Origin of the sequence: Streptomyces sp. NPDC058683 (assembly GCF_042716195.1) — a bacterium.
Lineage (GTDB): Bacteria > Actinomycetota > Actinomycetes > Streptomycetales > Streptomycetaceae > Streptomyces.
This window is the reverse complement of sequence record NZ_JBHXSK010000104.1, coordinates 1-16,653: the sequence shown is the minus strand read 5'-3', so window position 1 is coordinate 16,653 and position 16,653 is coordinate 1. Positions and strand designations below refer to the sequence as shown.

Sequence of the window (16,653 nt, the reverse complement as noted above, 5' to 3'; positions counted from 1 at the left end):
GCGTAGGCGATGGTCCCGTCGGGCCGGTGGTGGAACCACTCGGGGTGCTTCTCCACCCAGGGATGGTCGGGCGAGCACTGCAACGCGAAGTCCAGCGCGATCTCCAGGCCGTGCCGGCCGGCCTCGGCCACGAACCACCGGAAGTCCTCCAGGGTCCCCAGAGCCGGATGCACGGCGTCGTGCCCGCCTTCCGGGGAACCGATCGCCCAGGGCACACCGACGTCGTCCGGGGTGGGATCGAGGGTGTTGTTGCGGCCTTTGCGGAAGGTGGTGCCGATGGGGTGGATCGGCGGGAGGTAGACGACGTCGAAGCCCATCTCCGCGATCGCCGGCAGCCGCCGGGCGGCTGTCCGGAAGGTGCCGTGCGGCCGCTCGGGCGTGCCCTCGGAGCGCGGGAAGAACTCGTACCAGGAGCCGTACAGGGCCCGCTCGCGCTCGACGAGCAGCGGCAACGGCTCGGAGCGGGTGACCAGTTCCCGGAGCGGATACCGGGTCAGGATCTTGTCGACCTCGGGGGTGAGGGCGGCGGCTAGGCGCCAGGGGGCGGGCCGTTCCTCGTCGCGCAGGGCGGCCGCGGCGGCCAGCAGGATCTCCCGTTTCCTGGACTTCGGGACACCGGCGGCGGCCCGTTCGTACAGCCGTGCGCCCTCCTCCAGGACCAGACCGGTGTCGATGCCCGCCGGGATCTTGATCTGGGCGTGGTGGCGCCAGGTGGTGACCGGATCTCCCCAGGCCTCGACCTGATAGGTCCAACGGCCCGGTTTCCCGTCGGCGGTGACGGTGGCGCCCCAGCGGTCGGTGCCGGGGGCCAGCTCCCGCATCGGGGTCCAGGGCCCCTGGCGGCCCCTGGGGTCCTTCAGTACGACATTGGCGGCGACGGCGTCATGGCCCTCGCGGAAGACGGTGGCGGTGACCTCGAACGACTCCCCGGTCACCGCCTTGGCGGGCCGGCGCCCCTGCTGGACCAGGGGACGGACGTCGAGGACGGGTATGCGGCCGACGGCGGTGGCCTCGTCCGCGGGGGGTGTGGCACGAGGTGACGTGCGCTGTGTCGGAGGTGCTGACGACTGGTGCGTGGCGGGCATGACCGCTCCTGTCCGCGGCAACGAGGGTGTGGGCGGATGGATGGTGGGAGATGCATCCTGCGGCTGTATCCGAGGGTGTACTTGAGGGTCTACCTGTACGGGGTATCAGCGCTGTGTCCATGGGGTGTACCGGAGGAGCCTTCCCACCCTATTCGGGTGGGCAATCCGGCACTTTGTTAACTACTCAGCCGTATGTCTACGCACAAGACCGGCCCCGTTCTGTACGAACGGGACCGGTGGCGTGTTCGCGTAGGAGAAAACGCTTTACCTTTTCGGCACCCGGAGGAGTCGGTCGGGCGACCCGAGCCCCGCATCGGTCACCTTCCCGCTCGCCGCCCCCGCAATCAGGGCCTTGGCGACCTGGGCCGGGGTGGCCTTCGGGTGACCGGCGAGATAGAGCGCGGCGGCGCCCGCCACGTGCGGTGACGCCATCGACGTACCCGAGTAGGTCGCCTTGCCGGTGTCGCTCGTGTACGCGTCCGAGGTGATCGCCACGCCCGGGGCGAACAGGTCCACGGCCGCGCCGAAGTTGGAGAAGCCCGCGCGGGCGTCGGCGCGGTCGGTGGCACCGACGGTGAGGGCCTGCGGTACGTCGGCCGGCGAGTAGCGGCCCGCCGGCAGGCCGTCGTTGCCGGCCGCGACCGTGTACGTCACCCCGGACCTGATCGAGTTGCGCACCGCGGCGTCGAGCTGGGCGTTGTGCGCACCGCCCAGGCTGAGGTTGGCCACCGCCGGCTTGCGGGCGTGTGCGGTGACCCAGTCGATACCGGCGATGACCTGCGCGGTGGTGCCCGACCCCGCGTTGTCCATGACCCGTACGGAGACGACCTTCGCCTTCTTGGCGACGCCGTACCGGGTCCCGGCGACGGTGCCGGCGACATGTGTGCCGTGGCCGTTGCCGTCGCCGGCGGATCTGTCGTTCCCGACGAAGTCCCAGCCGTAGCTCGCCCGGCCGCCGAAGTCGCGGCTGGTGATCCGGATGCCGGTGTCGATCACGTAGACGGTGACGCCCGCGCCCCCCGAACCCGGCCAGGTGTACGCCTTGTCGAGCGGCAGACCCGCCTGGTCGACGCGGTCCAGGCCCCAGGACGGCGGGTTCGTCTGGGTGCGGTCGAGCCGTATCCGGCTGTCCTGGACGACGGAGGCGACCCGGGAGTCCGCGGCGAGCCGCCGGGCCTGTCTGGCGCTTGCCTGGACGGCGTACCCGTTCAGCACACTGTCGTAAGTATGGCTTATTTTCGCCCCATAGCGGGTGGCGACGCCCTTCCCGGCCGCCGACGCCCCCTTGATCCCCTCTTTCAGCGTCACCAGATAGCTACCGCCGACCGAGCCCGGTCGGCCGGCGCCGAATACGGTCCCCTCCGGTACGGCGTGCGCGGGCAGGGTGGCCGATGACAGCACCGCGGCCGTGACGACCGCGGTCAAGCCCCCCGCCAGACGCGGACGCCGGTTGATCGTCCGTGACATGGCTGTGAGTTCCCCCTCCTCAGCTCAGGGAGGCAGCGTCTCGTGCGGGGCCGGGTCCCACAAGGAGGCGTGACGCATCTCGGTCCGCCCACCGGGGGACGAAGCCGGGGTCCGGTGGCGGAGCTCCGACAACGGCCCCCTCGACACCGGTACCGTCTGAGGGACGCCGAGCCGCACACCGCCGTACGGCTCTCACCACGAACGCGTGGAGTGGAATGTGAAGGCGATCCGTCGGTTCACCGTCCGTCCCGTTCTCCCCGACCCCCTCCGCCCCCTCAGCGACCTGGCCCGAAATCTGCGCTGGTCCTGGCACACCGAGACCCGTGACCTCTTCCAGGCCGTCGACCCCGAGCGCTGGGCCGCCTCGGAGGGCGACCCGGTGCGGCTGCTCGGCAGCGTGCCGCCGGCGCGGCTGGCCGAGCTGGCCGGTGACCGCCGGTTCCTGCGCCGGCTGACGGCGGCCGCCGACGACCTGGGCGACTACGTGACCGGCGACCGCTGGTACCAGTCCCGGCCGCAGGCCGCCGAACTACCGGCCGCCGTCGCCTACTTCTCGCCCGAGTTCGGCATCACGGCCGCCCTGCCCCAGTACTCCGGCGGCCTCGGCATCCTGGCCGGCGACCACCTCAAGTCGGCCAGTGACCTCGGTGTGCCGCTGATCGGTGTCGGCCTCCTGTACCGGCACGGGTACTTCCGGCAGACCCTGTCCCGGGACGGCTGGCAGCAGGAGCACTATCCCGTCCTCGACCCGAACGAACTCCCGGTGGTGCCGCTGAAGGACGCCGACGGCACCCCGGCACACGTCTCCCTCGCCCTGCCCGGCGGCCGGCTGCTGCGCGCCCGGATCTGGCTGGCCCAGGTGGGCCGGGTGCCGCTGCTGATGCTGGACTCCGACGTGGAGGAGAACGACCTCGGCGAACGCGGGGTCACCGACCGGCTCTACGGCGGCGGCAGCGAACACCGGCTGCTCCAGGAGATGCTGCTCGGGATAGGGGGTGTGCGCGCCGTACGGACGTACTGCCGGCTGACCGGCCACCCCGAGCCGGAGGTCTTCCACACCAACGAGGGGCACGCCGGCTTCCTGGGCCTGGAGCGGATCGCCGAGCTGTGCGCCCAGGGGCTGGACTTCGACTCCGCGCTGGAGGCGGTGCGCGCCGGCACCGTCTTCACCACCCACACCCCCGTCCCGGCCGGCATCGACCGCTTCGACCGGGAGCTGGTCGCCCACCACTTCGGCCCCGACGCCGAACTGCCCGGGATCGGGGTGGAGCACATCCTGCGCCTGGGGATGGAGACCTACCCCGGCGGCGAACCCAACCTCTTCAACATGGCCGTGATGGGGCTGCGGCTCGCCCAGCGCGCCAACGGGGTCTCGCTCCTGCACGGCAACGTCAGCCGCGAGATGTTCGCGGGGCTGTGGCCGGGATTCGACGCCGACGAGGTGCCGATCACCTCCGTGACGAACGGGGTGCACGCCCCGACCTGGGTGGCGCCCGAGGTGGTGCGGCTGGGGGCGAGGCAGCTGGGCGACCGGCGTACCGAGGAGGCGCTGACCGTCGGCGGCACCGAACGCTGGGACGCGGTCGCCGACGTCACCGACCAGGAGATCTGGGACCTGCGCCGGAACCTGCGGGAGCAGCTGGTGCTCGAGGTGCGGGAGCGGCTGCGGGCGTCCTGGCGGCAGCGGGGTGCCGGGACGGCCGAGCTGGGCTGGATCGACCACGCCCTCGACCCCGACGTCCTGACCATCGGTTTCGCCCGGCGGGTCCCGTCGTACAAGCGGCTCACGCTCATGCTGCGCGACCGCGACCGGCTGATGGACCTCCTGCTGCACTCCGAGCGGCCGATCCAGGTCGTGGTGGCCGGAAAGGCGCACCCGGCGGACGACGGCGGCAAGCGGCTGGTCCAGGAGCTGGTCCGGTTCGCCGACGATCCGCGGGTCCGGCACCGGATCGTCTTCCTGCCCGACTACGGCATGGCGATGGCGCAGAAGCTGCTGACCGGCTGCGACATCTGGCTGAACAACCCGCTGCGCCCGCTGGAGGCGTGCGGGACCAGCGGGATGAAGTCGGCGCTCAACGGCGGCCTCAACCTCTCGGTCCTGGACGGCTGGTGGGACGAATGGTTCCAGCCGGACTTCGGCTGGGCGATCCCGACGGCCGACGGCGCCGGCACGGATCCGGAGCGGCGGGACGACATCGAGGCGGACGCCCTCTACGACCTGCTCGAACAGCGGGTCACCCCCCGCTTCTACGAGCGCGGGCAGAGCGGCTTCCCGGACCGCTGGATCGAGATGGTCCGCCAGACGCTGACCCTGCTGGGCCCGAAGGTGCTGGCGGGCCGCATGGTCCGGGAGTACGTGGAGCGCCTCTACACCCCGGCGGCCCACGCCCACCGCTCGATGACCGCCGACACGGCCCGTGAACTGTCCGCCTGGAAGGGCAGGGTGCGGGCCGCCTGGCACGGGGTGTCGGTCGGCCACGTGGCGACCACCGCGGCCACGGCCACCGCCGAACTGGGCACCACCCTCGCCCTGCGCGTCCGCGTCCTGCTGGGCGACCTCACACCCGACGACGTGGAGGTGCAGGCGGTCTCCGGCCGCGTCGACTCCGAGGACCGCATCACGGACGCGACGACGGTGCCGCTGAAGCCGACCGGAGGCCCGGACCTGGAGGGCCACTGGACCTACGAGGGCCCCCTGGCACTGGACCGCACGGGCCCCTACGGCTACACGGTCCGCATCCTCCCGTCCCACCGGCTGCTGGCGTCCGGCGCGGAACTGGGCCTGGTGACGGCGCCTTCGGAGGGGGCGGTGGAGGGAGCGGGGCTGTTGATGCGGTGAGGCGGGCGGTCCGGCGGCCCGGGCAGGGCACCAGGCCTCCCGGCCGCCGGACCCGTCGGCCGATGCCCGCCGGCCGGGCGGGCCCGTTCAGAACGAGTCCGTCTCGTCCCCGCACAGATTCCGCAGCACCTTGCCGCACCTGCGCGCATACGCGTGCTGCAGCCCCCGGGTCGCCGCGCCGCCCGCGCGGGTGTACCACTTGGCGGCCTTGCTGAAGGCCGCGACCGTCAGCCAGACCGTGCCGTCGCCGGTGCGGGTGACCAGGAAGGCCTCCTCGCCGCACTCCGGGTGGCCGGTGAGGGTGCCGTAGGCCCAGCCCGCGCGGCGGGACTCCTCCGCCGTCCAGACGACCCGGCAGGGGGCCTTGATGAGACCGGCGAGGGTGACGGTGACGTCCACGCCGGGGGCCGCGCGGTCGGCGGAGGCCTCGATGCCGACGCCCAGGGCGCGGTGGAGTTCCCAGGTGAGGACCGCCTCGGCGGACTTGTGGAAGACCTCCGCGCCCTCGCCTATGCGCGTGCGCACATGGAGCGGGTGGAAGCCGGGCGGGCAGGCGGCGAGATCCTCGCGGGTCGCGCCGACCGCCTCGTACGTGAAGGACATGGGAGAGAGCGTAGGGCGGACCCCGGGGATGCCTTCGTCCCGGGGTCCGCCCGTACCGCTGCTATCGGGTCACGCGGTCACGTTGACGGCCGTCCAGGCCGCCGCCACCGCGTTGTACTCGGTGGAGCCGGAGCCGTACAGGGCGGCCGCCGCCGAGAGGGTGCCGGTGCGCGCCGACTTGTAGTTGGTGGTCGACGTGAAGTACGTCGTCAGCGCCTTGTACCAGATCTGCAGCGCCTTGTCCCGGCCGATGCCGGTGAGCGTGGAGCTGTTGTACGTCGGCGAGTTGTAGGTGACGCCGTTGATCGTCTTCGAGCCGCTGCCCTCGGACAGCAGGTAGAAGAAGTGGTTGGCGACACCGGACGAGTAGTGCACGTCCAGGTTCTTCACCGACGAGGACCAGTAGTTGGCGGAGCCGCCGTCCTTGCTGGGCTGGTCCATGTAGCGCAGCGGGGTGCCGTCGCCGTTGATGTTGATCTTCTCGCCGATGAGGTAGTCGCCGACGTCGTTGCTGTTGCCCGCGTAGAACTCCACGCCGGTGCCGAAGATGTCGGAGGTCGCCTCGTTCAGGCCGCCGGACTCGCCCGAGTAGTTCAGGCCGGCGGTGTTGGAGGTGACACCGTGGCTCATCTCGTGGCCGGCCACGTCCAGCGAGGTCAGCGGGTGGGTGTTGCTGGAGCCGTCGCCGTAGGTCATGCAGAAGCAGCTGTCGTCCCAGAAGGCGTTGACGTAGGCGCTGCTGTAGTGGACCCGCGAGTAGGCCGCGACACCGTTGTTCTTGATGCCGCTGCGGCCGAAGGTGGCCTTGTAGAAGTCCCAGGTCTCCTGGGCGCCGTAGGCGGCGTCCACGGCGGCCGTCTGGTCCGTGGAGGAGCTGGAGGCCGCGCCGGTGCCCCAGGTGTTGTCGGCGTCGGTGAACAGCGTGCCGGTGCCGGAGGTGCCGCGGGCCAGGTTGTACGTCTTGTGGCCGCCGCGCGTGGTGTCGTACAGCTGGTACGTCGAGCCCGACAGGGTGGTGGTGAGGCTGACGGTGCCGGAGTAGAGGCTCTTGCCGGTGCCCGTGGCGTTCTCGATGCCCTGGTACTCGTAGAGCTTCTTGCCGGTGGCGGCGTCGGTGATGACGTGCAGCTGGTTGGGGGTGCCGTCGTCCTGGAAGCCGCCGACGATCGTCTCGTAGGCGAGGACGGGGGTGCCGTTGCCGGCCCAGATGACCTTGCGGGCGCCGTCCGCGGCGGACTTGGTGGAGCCGAGGGTCTTGGCGGCGCTCAGCGCCGACTTCTCCGCCTTGGCCGTGGTGATCTGCGGCTTGAGGGAGGCCACCTTGATGGTCGCCTTGTTCGCCTTGGTGACGCCCTCGGTCTTGCCCGCCTTGGAGGTGTGCACGACCAGGTCGCCGCCGAGGACCGGGAGGCCCGCGTAGGTGCGCTCGTAGCGCGTGTGGACGGTGCCGTCGACGTCCTTCACGACGTCCTTGACGACCAGCTTCTCCTTGGTGCCGAGGCCTATCTGCTGCGCGGTCTCGGCGACGTTCGCGTCCGCCTTCTGGATCAGGGCGGTGCGGGCGGAGTTGGAGAGCAGGGTCGGGGCGGCGGCCAGCTGCTTGTCGGCGGCCGTGGCGTTCGCGGTCATACCCGTGGTGAGCAGGGCGCCGGCGGCGACAGCGGTGGCTATGGCCAGAGTGGTGCGCTTGTGACGCGCGTAGAGGGGGCTCACTCAAGCTCCTTCAGGATGTGGGGAGTCCGGGGCGATGTGGGGTTACCGGCCCGGCTGTGGGGTTGTGAAGTTGCTGTGCTGTGCGACGGGTGAGGGAAGAGTGACATCAAGGTCGCGTACATGTCAGGACCCTGAAGTGATGTTGGCCGAAAAGCAGGTGTTCGGTGAACGTTGCGGGCATGTAAAACGGGCGCCGCCCGGGGGGAGTCGAACCCCCGGACGGCGCCCGTCGCCCATGCCCGTGTCCTGCGGTTTACGGGAAGGTCAGCTTCCAGCTGTTGATCTTGCCGGTGTCCTGTGCGGCCTGGTCCTGGACCTTCAGCTTCCAGGTTCCATTGGCCGATTCCGATGAGGCGTTCACCGTGTAGGTGTCCGTCACGTTGTCCGCGGAGTCGGACGAGCTGAAGGCCTTCAGGCGGTAGGACGTTCCGGACGGACCGACCAGGTCGATCACCAGATCGCCACGCCAGGTGTGGCTGATATTCGGCGTCACCTGGAGGTTGCTCGGCGCGTTCCCGGTCCGGCCGGAGACCGTGATCGACGAGGTGACCGCGGCCCCGTTGTCCGGGATCGACACCACGGTGCTGCTCTCGTACGAGGTGCCGGTACCGCCGCCACCGCCCGAGCGGGCGCCGACCGCGACGGCCGCCCAGGCGTCCTGCACCGTCTTGTACTCGGTGCTCGTGGTGCCGTACAGCTCACCCGCCGCCGCGAGGGTGCCGGTGCGGGCGGCGGCGTAGTTGGTGGTGGACGTGAACTTGGTGGTGAGCGCGCGGTACCAGATCTGCAGCGCCTTGTCCCGGCCGATGCCGGTCACCGGAAGCCCGTCCGCCGTCGGCGAGTTGTAGCTGACGCCGTTGATGACCTTGGCGCCGCTGCCCTCGCTCAGCAGGTAGAAGAAGTGGTTCGCGGGACCGGACGAGTAGTGCACGTCGAGGCCGCCGAGGCCCGAGTACCAGCTGTCCTTGGACGCGCCGTCCTTGCTCGGCTTGTCCTGGTAGCGCAGCGGGGTGCCGTCGCCGTTGATGTCGATCTTCTCGCCGATGAGGTAGTCGCCGACGTCGGTGGAGTTGGCCGCGTAGAACTCCACGCCGGTGCCGAAGATGTCGGAGGTGGCCTCGTTGAGCCCGCCCGACTCACCGGTGTAGTTGAGACCGGCGGTGTTCGAGGTGACGCCGTGGCTCATCTCGTGGCCGGCCACGTCGATCGCCGTCAGCGGGTCCGCGTTGCCGGAGCCGTCGCCGTACGTCATGCAGAAGCAGCCGTCGTCCCAGAACGCGTTCACGTACGAGTTGCCGTAGTGGACGCGGGAGTAGGCGCCGACGCCGTTGTTCTTGATGCCGCTGCGGCCGAAGGTGTTCTTGTAGAAGTCCCAGGTCTCCGCGGCCCCGTAGTGCGCGTCGGCGCCCGCGGTGGCGGCGTTCGACGTGGTGCCGTTGCCCCAGGTGTTGCTCGACTGCGAGAACAGCGTGCCGGTGCCCGAGGTGCCGTGGTTCAGGTTGTACGTCTTGTGGCCGCCGCGGTCGCCGTCGGTCAGGTTGTACGTCGAGCCCGACTGGGTCGTCGTCAGCGAGACCGTTCCGCTGTACTGGGTGTTGCCCGTGCCGGTGACGTTCTCGATGCCCTGGTACTCGAAGAGCTTCTTGCCGGTGGCAGCGTCGGTGATGACGTGCAGCTGGTTGGGGGTGCCGTCGTCCTGGAAGCCGCCGACGATCGTCTCGTAGGCGAGGACGGGGGCGCCGGAGCCGGCCCAGACGACCTTGCGGGCGCCGTCCGCGGCCGACTTGGTGGAGCCGAGGGTCCTGGCGCGGGAGACGGCCTGCTTCTCGGCGCTCGCCGCGCTGACGGCCGGGGTGAGGTCGGCGACCTTGAGCGTGGCGTTGTTCGCCTTGATGACACGCTCGGTGGCGCCCGACTTGGCGGTGTCGACGATCAGGTCGCCGCCGAGGACCGGGAGGCCCGCGTAGGTGCGCTCGTAGCGCGTGTGGACGGTGCCGTCGGCGTCCTTCACGACGTCCTTGACGACCAGCTTCTCCTGCGTGCCGAGGCCTATCGCCTTGGCGGTCGCGGCCTTCCCGGCGGTCGCGTCACGCAGCAGCTCCGCGCGCTGCGAGGGCGAGAGCTTGACGGCGGCGTGCGCGGGGTTGATCCGGCCGGCCTGCGGTGCGGCCGGTGCGGCGCTGGCGGCGCCCGACTGGACGGCCGCGGCGATCAGGGCGGTGACGCCGGCGAGGGCCACTACTGCGGTGCGGTGGGGGGTGCGTCTGCGAGAGGAACTGCTTCTCAACACTGACTCCTTCTGCGTGGCCGCGGGTCACACGGCCAGGGGAGATCCGGAGGGCGGGTGGGCCGTCCGGGCAGAACATGCGGAACAGGCGGAACGCGGAACCACGTGCGCGGTGCAGTGCCGGACCCGGCAGCGACAGGGTGAATCTGTGGGGTTGCTGTGAGTCGGCCGTGGGAAGAGTGGCACCAGAAAACGCGATCTGTCAGGACCGCGTCAGGAATTTGGCCGGAAATCGTTCGTTGACCGGATGTTCATGTTCGGTATGCGGATCGTTCGGTGGGCGGGCGGATGTCAGGAAGTCTTGTCGCCGTGCCAGGTCGCCCACAGCGCCGCGTACGCCCCGCCCGCCGCCACCAGCTCCTCGTGGGTGCCGAGTTCGGTGAGCAGACCGTTCTCCATCACGGCCACCCGGTCCGCGTCGTGCGCGGTGTGCAGCCGGTGGGCGATGGCGATGACCGTACGGCCCTCCAGGACGGCGGCCAGGGCGCGTTCGGCGTGCCGGGCGGTGGCGGGGTCCAGCAGCGCCGTCGCCTCGTCCAGGATCAGCGTGTGCGGGTCCGCCAGCACCACCCGGGCGAGCGCGAGTTGCTGCGCCTGGGAGCCGTCCGTGGCGCAACCGCCCGCGCCCAGCACGGTGTCGAGGCCACCGGCAAGGCCGCGGACCCAGCCGTCGGCGCCCACGGCCGTCAACGCCGTCCACAGGTCCGCGTCGCTCGCGGTGGGTTCGGCGATCAGCAGGTTGTCCCGGACCGTGCCGAGGAAGACATGGTGTTCCTGGGTGACCAGGACGACCTGGCGGCGCAGCAGCTCCGGTTCCAGCCCGGCGATCGGCACCCCGCCCACGGTCACCGTGCCCGCCCCGGGCGCGTCGACGCCCGCCAGCAGCCGGCTCAGCGTCGTCTTCCCGGCGCCGGACGGCCCGACCACCGCGAGCCGCTCCCCGGGCCGCACCGTGAGATCCACCCCGCGCAGCACCTCGCCGCCCCGCTCATAGGCGTACCGCACCCCGCGCACATCGATCCGGTCGTCCGCCGGCGCCGCCGACCCGCCGTCCGCCTCCGTCCGCGGAGCCTGCGCCAGCCCCTCCACCCGGGCGAACGAGGCGCTGCTGGACTGGAGTTGCTCCACCCGCATCAGAATCTGGTCCAGCGGCTCCGTGAACTGCCGCAGATACAGCGCCGCCGACACCACCACGCCGACCCCGACATGCAGCAGCCCGCCGATCAGCAGCACCCCGGCCACCGGCACGGAGTACGACACCTCGACCGCCGGGAAGAACACGGTCCGCAGACGCAACGTGTAGAAGCGGGTCTTCCGGTTGGCCTCCAGCGCGTCCCGGCTCGCCGCGATCCGCCGGTCCTGGAGCCGGAACGCCTCCACCGTGCGCGCGCCCGCCACCGTCGCCGTGACGATCTCCGCGACTCCGGAGGTGGTCGCGCCCTCCGCGAGATAGCCGTCCCGGGCCCGGCGCAGGTACCAGCGCAGGGCGAACCAGATCGGGGTCAGCCCGAGCACCCCGAACGCGCCGAGCATCGGATCCAGTGCGAAGACCGCGGCCATCACGAACAGCGCCTGCACCGAGCAGACCAGCAGCTCGGGTCCGATGTCCCGCAGCGTGGTGCCGACGGCGGTCACGTCGGAGGTGCCGCGCGCGGTCAGATCCCCGGTGCCGGCCCGCTCCACGACCGACGCGGGCAGCGTGAGCGCCCGGTCCACGAACTCCTCGCGGACCCGGGCCAGGGTCCGCTCGCCGAAGCGGTGGCCGAGGTAGCGGGCGGAACGGGCGAACAGCAGCTGGGCGAGCGAACAGAGCAGGATCCACAGGGCGAGGCGGTCCACGGCGCCGACACCGCGGCCGGCCCGCACCGCGTCCACGATCCGGCCCACCAGCCACGGGCCGGCCAGGCCGGTGCCGGCGGCCAGCGCGTTCAGCAGCAGGGCGGCGGAGAAGGCCCCGCGGTCGGCCCGCACCAGGCGCAGGACGGCCCGGCGCACGTCGGCGCGTCCGGCGACGGGAAGCTGGCTCGTCGTCACCGGACGACCTCCTCCTCGGTGTCCCGGGCCACCAGGGCGCGGTAGCCGGGCGCGTACTCCAGCAGGCCCTCGTGGGTGCCGGTCGCCGCGACCTTGCCGTCGACCAGGTAGATCACCTCGTCGGCGCGGGCCAGCATCAGGGGTGAGGTGGTGGTGAGGAGGGTGGTGCGGCCGGCGCGGGCGGTGCGCAGGCGCTCCGCTACGAGGGCCTCGGTGTGGGCGTCCAGGGCGGAGGTGGGCTCGACGGCGAGGAGGACCTCGGGGTCGGTGAGGAGGGCGCGGGCCAGGCGGATGCGTTGGCGTTGGCCGCCGGAGAGGTTGCGGGCCTGGGCGTCGATGGGGGAGTCGAGGCCGGCGGGGAGGGCCTGGAGGATGTCGGTGGCCGCGGCTGCGTGGAGGGCGTGGGTTGTTCGCGCGTCAGGGGACGTGTCCGAGGGTTGAGTGGCGGGTGCGGGTGAGTGGGGGCTGGTCGCGCCCGCGCGGCGGCAGCCGCAGGTTTGATACAGCCCCGCGCCCCTTTGGGGAGTGTCGTGGCCGCTCATTTGATGCAGCCCCGCGCCCCTGAGGGAGTTGCGCAGACTGTCGGCGAAGAAGTGGGCATCGTTGTCGGCCACCAGGATGCGGGATCGGACCTCCGGTAGGGGTACGGCGTCCAGGCGGGTCTCTCCCCATGTCACGTTCGACGGCGTGTAACGGCCCAAGCGGTCCACCACCGCTCCCGTTTCCGTCGGGCTCGCGCCCACCAGTGCCGTCAGCCGGCCGGGGCGCACCCGTACCCCCGACTCCGGATCGTGCAGGACGGACGGGTCGGCCGGGGCCTGCTCCGTGCCCCTGTCCGGTTCCGGGGCCAGGTGCAGCAGGCGTACCACCCTGCGTGCGGCCACCACGCCCCGGCTGAGCTGGTAGCCCATGTCCAGGAAGAACGCCACCGGGCCCACCAGGACCGCGACATAGCCGTACACCGAGACCAGCTGGCCCACCGTGATCTCCCCGTGGGCGGCCATCCGGGCCGCGATCCAGGTCACCACCGCCAGGTACACCGTGGGCAGGCCGACGCCCAGGGCCTGGACCCAGCTGGCGACCGAGCCCACCCGGTAGCCCTGCACGCGCAGGTGCTGTGAGTCCTTGCGGAAGGCGTCCGCGAACAGGCCCTTGCCGCCGAGGCCGTTGAGGACGCGGAGGCCGCCCGCGAGGTCGCCGATACGGGCCGTCAGGACGCCCTGGCGCTCCCGGTACTCGGTCTCCTGGCCCTGGAGCCGCCGGGCCAGCGGGCCCGCGAGCAGCGCCACCACCGGCACCCCGAGCAGGACCACGCCGGTCAGCAGGGGCGAGATCGGCATCAGCAGGCCCGCCACCACCGCGTACACGACGACCGCGCCCACCCCGGGGCCGACGACGGTCAGCGCCTGGGCGATGGTGTGCACGTCGCCGACGCCGATCGTGACGACCTCACCGGCTCCCACCCGCCGGGGCAGCGCCGCACCGAGCCGCACCGCGTGCCCGACGACCACCTTGATCGTGCGGAAGTACGCGTCCATGCGCACCCGGGTCATCGTGCGGTGGCGCATGATGCTGACCCACGAGTTGACCGCCCCGAGGACGAAGATCGCCGCCGTCCAGCCGGCCAGCACCGTCATGTGCCCCGGCACCAGTCCGTCGTCCACGGCCCGCGCCATCATGTACGGCGTTCCGGCCATCAGCGTCAGCCAGGCACTGCCCAGCAGCGCCCCGGCCAGCGAGCGGCCCGGCTGGCGGTGCACCAGCCACCACAGGTAGTGCCAGCCACCGCGTGTGTCGGGCGTGCCCGGATCCTCGTACGCGTCGATCACCCTGCCAACCCCGTTCTTCCCGCTAGGCCAGACTGTCCCGCCACGCCCGGTGCAGGTCCGCGAACCGGCCGGTGCCCGTGACGAGTTCGGCCGGGCGGCCGTCCTCGACGATCCGGCCGTGCTCCATGACCAGCACCCGGTCGGCGATCTCCACGGTGGACAGCCGGTGCGCGATCACCACCGCCGTACGGCCCTTCAGCACCGTCGACATGGCCCGTTGCACGGCGCGTTCACCGGGGACGTCCAGGGAACTGGTCGCTTCGTCGAGGATCAGCACCGCCGGGTCGGCGAGCAAGGCGCGTGCGAACGCGACCAGTTGGCGCTGCCCCGCCGAAATGCGCCCGCCGCGCTTGCGGACGTCCGTGTCGTAGCCGTCGGGCAGGGCCGCGATGAACTCGTGCGCACCGATCGCCTTGGCCGCCTGCTCGATCTCCTCGCGGGTGGCGTCCGGCCGGCCGATGGCGATGTTCTCGGCGACCGTGCCGGAGAACAGGAACGCCTCCTGGGTGACCATCACCACCCCGCGCCGCAGTGCGGGCACGGTCAGTTCGCGCAGGTCCACGCCGTCCAGCAGGACCTGTCCTTCGGTCGGGTCGTAGAAGCGGGCGAGCAGTTTGGCGAGGGTCGACTTGCCGGCGCCGGTGGTGCCGACCACCGCGACCGTCTGGCCGGCCGGGAGGGTGAGGTCGAAGCGGGGCAGCACCTCGCCGCCGGTGCGGTAGGCGAAGCGGACGCCGTCGAAGACGACCTCGCGGCCGGGGAGTTCGGTCGCGAGCGGGGGCAGTTCCCTGGGGACCGAGGGCTCGGGCACGGACGGGGTCTGGGCCAGCAGGCCCGCGATCTTCTCCAGCGAGGCGGCCGCCGACTGGTAGGAGTTGAGGAACATGCCGAGGCGGTCGATGGGGTCGTACAGCCGGCGCAGATAGAGGACGGCCGCGGCCAGGACGCCCAGCTCCAGCGAGCCGGACGCCACCCGGTAGGCGCCCCACAGCACGATCACCGCGACCGAGGTGTTGGCGACCAGCCGGGAGCCGACGACATACCGCGCCATCTCGAGGAGCGCGTCGCCGTTGGTGCGTTCGTGGCGGCGGTTCAGTACGGCGAACTCGGCGTCGTTGGCGGCCTCCCGGCGGAACGCGCGCACCGGGCGGATGCCGTTCATCGTCTCCACGAACTTCACGATCACCGTCGCGATCGCCGTGGACCGCGCCTTGTACACCCGTACCGCCCGCCGCTGGTACAGCCGCACCAGCAGGTACAGCGGCACGAACGAGGCCACGGCCACCGCGCCCAGGCCCAGATCCAGCCAGAGCAGCATCGCCGAGATGTAGAGGAAGGAGAGGATGACCGTGACCAGTTCCTGGAGGCCCTCGCTCAGCAGCTCGCGCAGCGACTCGACGTCCGTGGTGGAGCGGGAGATCAGCCGGCCGGACGTGTAGCGCTCGTGGAAGTCGATGCTGAGGGCCTGTGCGTGGCGGAAGATACGGCCGCGCAGGTCGAGCAGCACGTCCTGGTTTACGCGCGCTGAGGCCTCGATGAACGCGTACTGGAGGCCCCCGGAGAGCAGGGCGCTCAGGCCGTAGCCGACCGCCACCGCGATCAGCGGGCCGTGGTCGTGGTGGCGGAACGCCGGTACGGCACGGTCGATGGCGTACGCCACCAGCAGCGGGCCCGCCTGCACGGCCGCCTGCTGGAGCAGCAGAAGGAGCGTGGTCACGGCGACCCGCGCCTTCATCGGGGCGAGGAGCGAGCGCAGGAGAGTGGCCGTGGCGCCGGGCGGGACGGGCAGGACGTCCCGGTCGAAGGGGTCGCCGGAGCCGGATCCGGCGGCGGCCGTGGTGTCGGCGGCGCCGGTCGGTTTCGCCCGGCCCAGTTCGTCGTCCTCGTCGGGGGCGGGCAGGGAGGTGGCGGCGGTCATCGGCGGTGATCCTCCCCGGACATCAGACGGACGTACTCGGCGTTGCTGCCGAGCAGTTCCTGGTGGGTGCCGACGGCGGTGACACGGCCGTCGGAGAGCAGGGCGACACGGTCGGCCAGCAGGACGGTGGAGGGGCGGTGAGCGACGATCAGGGCGGTGGTGTCGGCGAGTACGTCGCGCAGGGCGGCCTCCACGGCGGCCTCCGTGTGCACGTCCAGGGCGGAGAGCGGGTCGTCGAGGACGAGGAAGCGGGGCCTGCCGACGACCGCCCGCGCGAGCGCGAGGCGCTGGCGCTGGCCGCCGGAGAGGCTGAGGCCCTGCTCGCCGACCTGGGTCGCGGTGCCGTGGGGGAGGGCGTGCGCGAAGTCCGCCTGTGCGACGGCGAGGGCGCGGGCCAGCTCCGGCTCCCCGGCGTCCTCTCCGGCTCCCATGAGCACGTTCTCGCCGACGGAGGCGGAGAAGAGGGTGGGCTCCTCGAAGGCCACGGCGACCAGGGTGCGGAGTTCCTCGCGGGACATGGCGGTGATGTCCCGGCCGTCGAGGGTGATCCGTCCGGAGGTCGTCTCGTGCAGGCGGGGGATGAGGGCGGTGAGGGTGGTCTTCCCGCTGCCGGTGGCACCGACGAGGGCCATGGACTCGCCGGGGCGGATGTGCAGGTCGATGTGGGTGAGGGTGGGGGGTGAGTCGGGGGGCGCGTCCGGGTAGCGGAACTGCACGCTCTCGAAACGGATGCCGTCGGGTTCGGGAGCTGAGGGGAGGGGGCCGTCGTCGGCTGCGGGCCGGTGGGGGCTTGTCGCGCAGTTCCCCGCGCCCCTAAAAGCCCCGCCAGCCGCCCGTCGCCAAGTCGGGCCCGCGCCGGGGCATCCGATCACAGC

The 16,653-nt window shown here is 71.7% G+C and carries 10 protein-coding genes; 1 reads left to right on the top strand and 9 read right to left on the bottom strand.

Annotation, left to right across the window (positions count from 1 at the left end; translation table 11 throughout):
• Both ACFWXC_RS52330 and ACFWXC_RS52325 read right to left on the bottom strand, forming a co-directional pair.
• The coding region (locus ACFWXC_RS52330) for a maltotransferase domain-containing protein (RefSeq protein WP_384491311.1) at positions 1 to 1,085 on the bottom strand (1,085 nt) is incomplete at its 3' end.
• 264 nt (positions 1,086 to 1,349) lie between these two features.
• Positions 1,350 to 2,552, bottom strand: coding sequence for a S8 family peptidase (locus ACFWXC_RS52325; protein ID WP_384491309.1), 1,203 nt, complete (start codon positions 2,550 to 2,552; stop codon positions 1,350 to 1,352).
• Between the two features lie 217 nt (positions 2,553 to 2,769).
• Here ACFWXC_RS52325 and ACFWXC_RS52320 point away from each other — a divergent pair, with 217 nt between their 5' ends.
• Complete coding sequence (locus ACFWXC_RS52320; RefSeq protein WP_384491307.1) at positions 2,770 to 5,394, top strand: glycosyltransferase family 1 protein; 2,625 nt, start codon at positions 2,770 to 2,772, stop codon at positions 5,392 to 5,394.
• Positions 5,395 to 5,481: 87 nt separating this feature from the next.
• Here ACFWXC_RS52320 and ACFWXC_RS52315 read toward each other — a convergent pair whose 3' ends face one another.
• From ACFWXC_RS52315 to ACFWXC_RS52285, 7 genes are all read right to left on the bottom strand, one after another.
• Entirely contained in the window at positions 5,482 to 5,997 is a 516-nt protein-coding gene (locus ACFWXC_RS52315) for a DUF1990 domain-containing protein (RefSeq protein WP_384491305.1), read from the bottom strand.
• A 69-nt stretch (positions 5,998 to 6,066) separates the two neighbouring features.
• A complete protein-coding gene (locus ACFWXC_RS52310; RefSeq protein WP_384491303.1) occupies positions 6,067 to 7,710 on the bottom strand; it encodes a M4 family metallopeptidase in 1,644 nt (547 codons plus the stop codon).
• 253 nt (positions 7,711 to 7,963) lie between these two features.
• Positions 7,964 to 9,997: a M4 family metallopeptidase gene (locus ACFWXC_RS52305; protein WP_384491301.1), complete on the bottom strand. Its 2,034-nt coding sequence runs from the start codon at positions 9,995 to 9,997 to the stop codon at positions 7,964 to 7,966.
• A gap of 291 nt (positions 9,998 to 10,288) precedes the next feature.
• Positions 10,289 to 12,031 (bottom strand): ABC transporter ATP-binding protein, encoded by a 1,743-nt coding sequence (locus ACFWXC_RS52300; protein ID WP_384491299.1) that lies wholly within the window; start codon positions 12,029 to 12,031, stop codon positions 10,289 to 10,291.
• A complete protein-coding gene (locus ACFWXC_RS52295) occupies positions 12,028 to 13,860 on the bottom strand; it encodes an ABC transporter transmembrane domain-containing protein (protein WP_384491297.1) in 1,833 nt (610 codons plus the stop codon). Before ACFWXC_RS52295 ends, ACFWXC_RS52300 begins: the two co-directional genes overlap by 4 nt.
• A 22-nt stretch (positions 13,861 to 13,882) precedes the next feature.
• Positions 13,883 to 15,778: an ABC transporter ATP-binding protein gene (locus ACFWXC_RS52290; protein WP_384491295.1), complete on the bottom strand. Its 1,896-nt coding sequence runs from the start codon at positions 15,776 to 15,778 to the stop codon at positions 13,883 to 13,885.
• On the bottom strand, positions 15,775 to 16,653 hold an 879-nt coding region (locus tag ACFWXC_RS52285; protein WP_384491293.1), incomplete at its 5' end, for an ABC transporter ATP-binding protein. The genes ACFWXC_RS52285 and ACFWXC_RS52290, both read right to left, overlap by 4 nt.

Bases quoted from the DNA above. Each gene is read 5' to 3' on its own strand.
- ACFWXC_RS52325 (WP_384491309.1), bottom strand. From the start codon at position 2,552: ATGTCACGGACGATCAACCGGCGTCCGCGTCTGGCGGGGGGCTTGACC.
- ACFWXC_RS52315 (WP_384491305.1), bottom strand. From the start codon at position 5,997: ATGTCCTTCACGTACGAGGCGGTCGGCGCGACCCGCGAGGATCTCGCC.
- ACFWXC_RS52290 (WP_384491295.1), bottom strand. From the start codon at position 15,778: ATGACCGCCGCCACCTCCCTGCCCGCCCCCGACGAGGACGACGAACTG.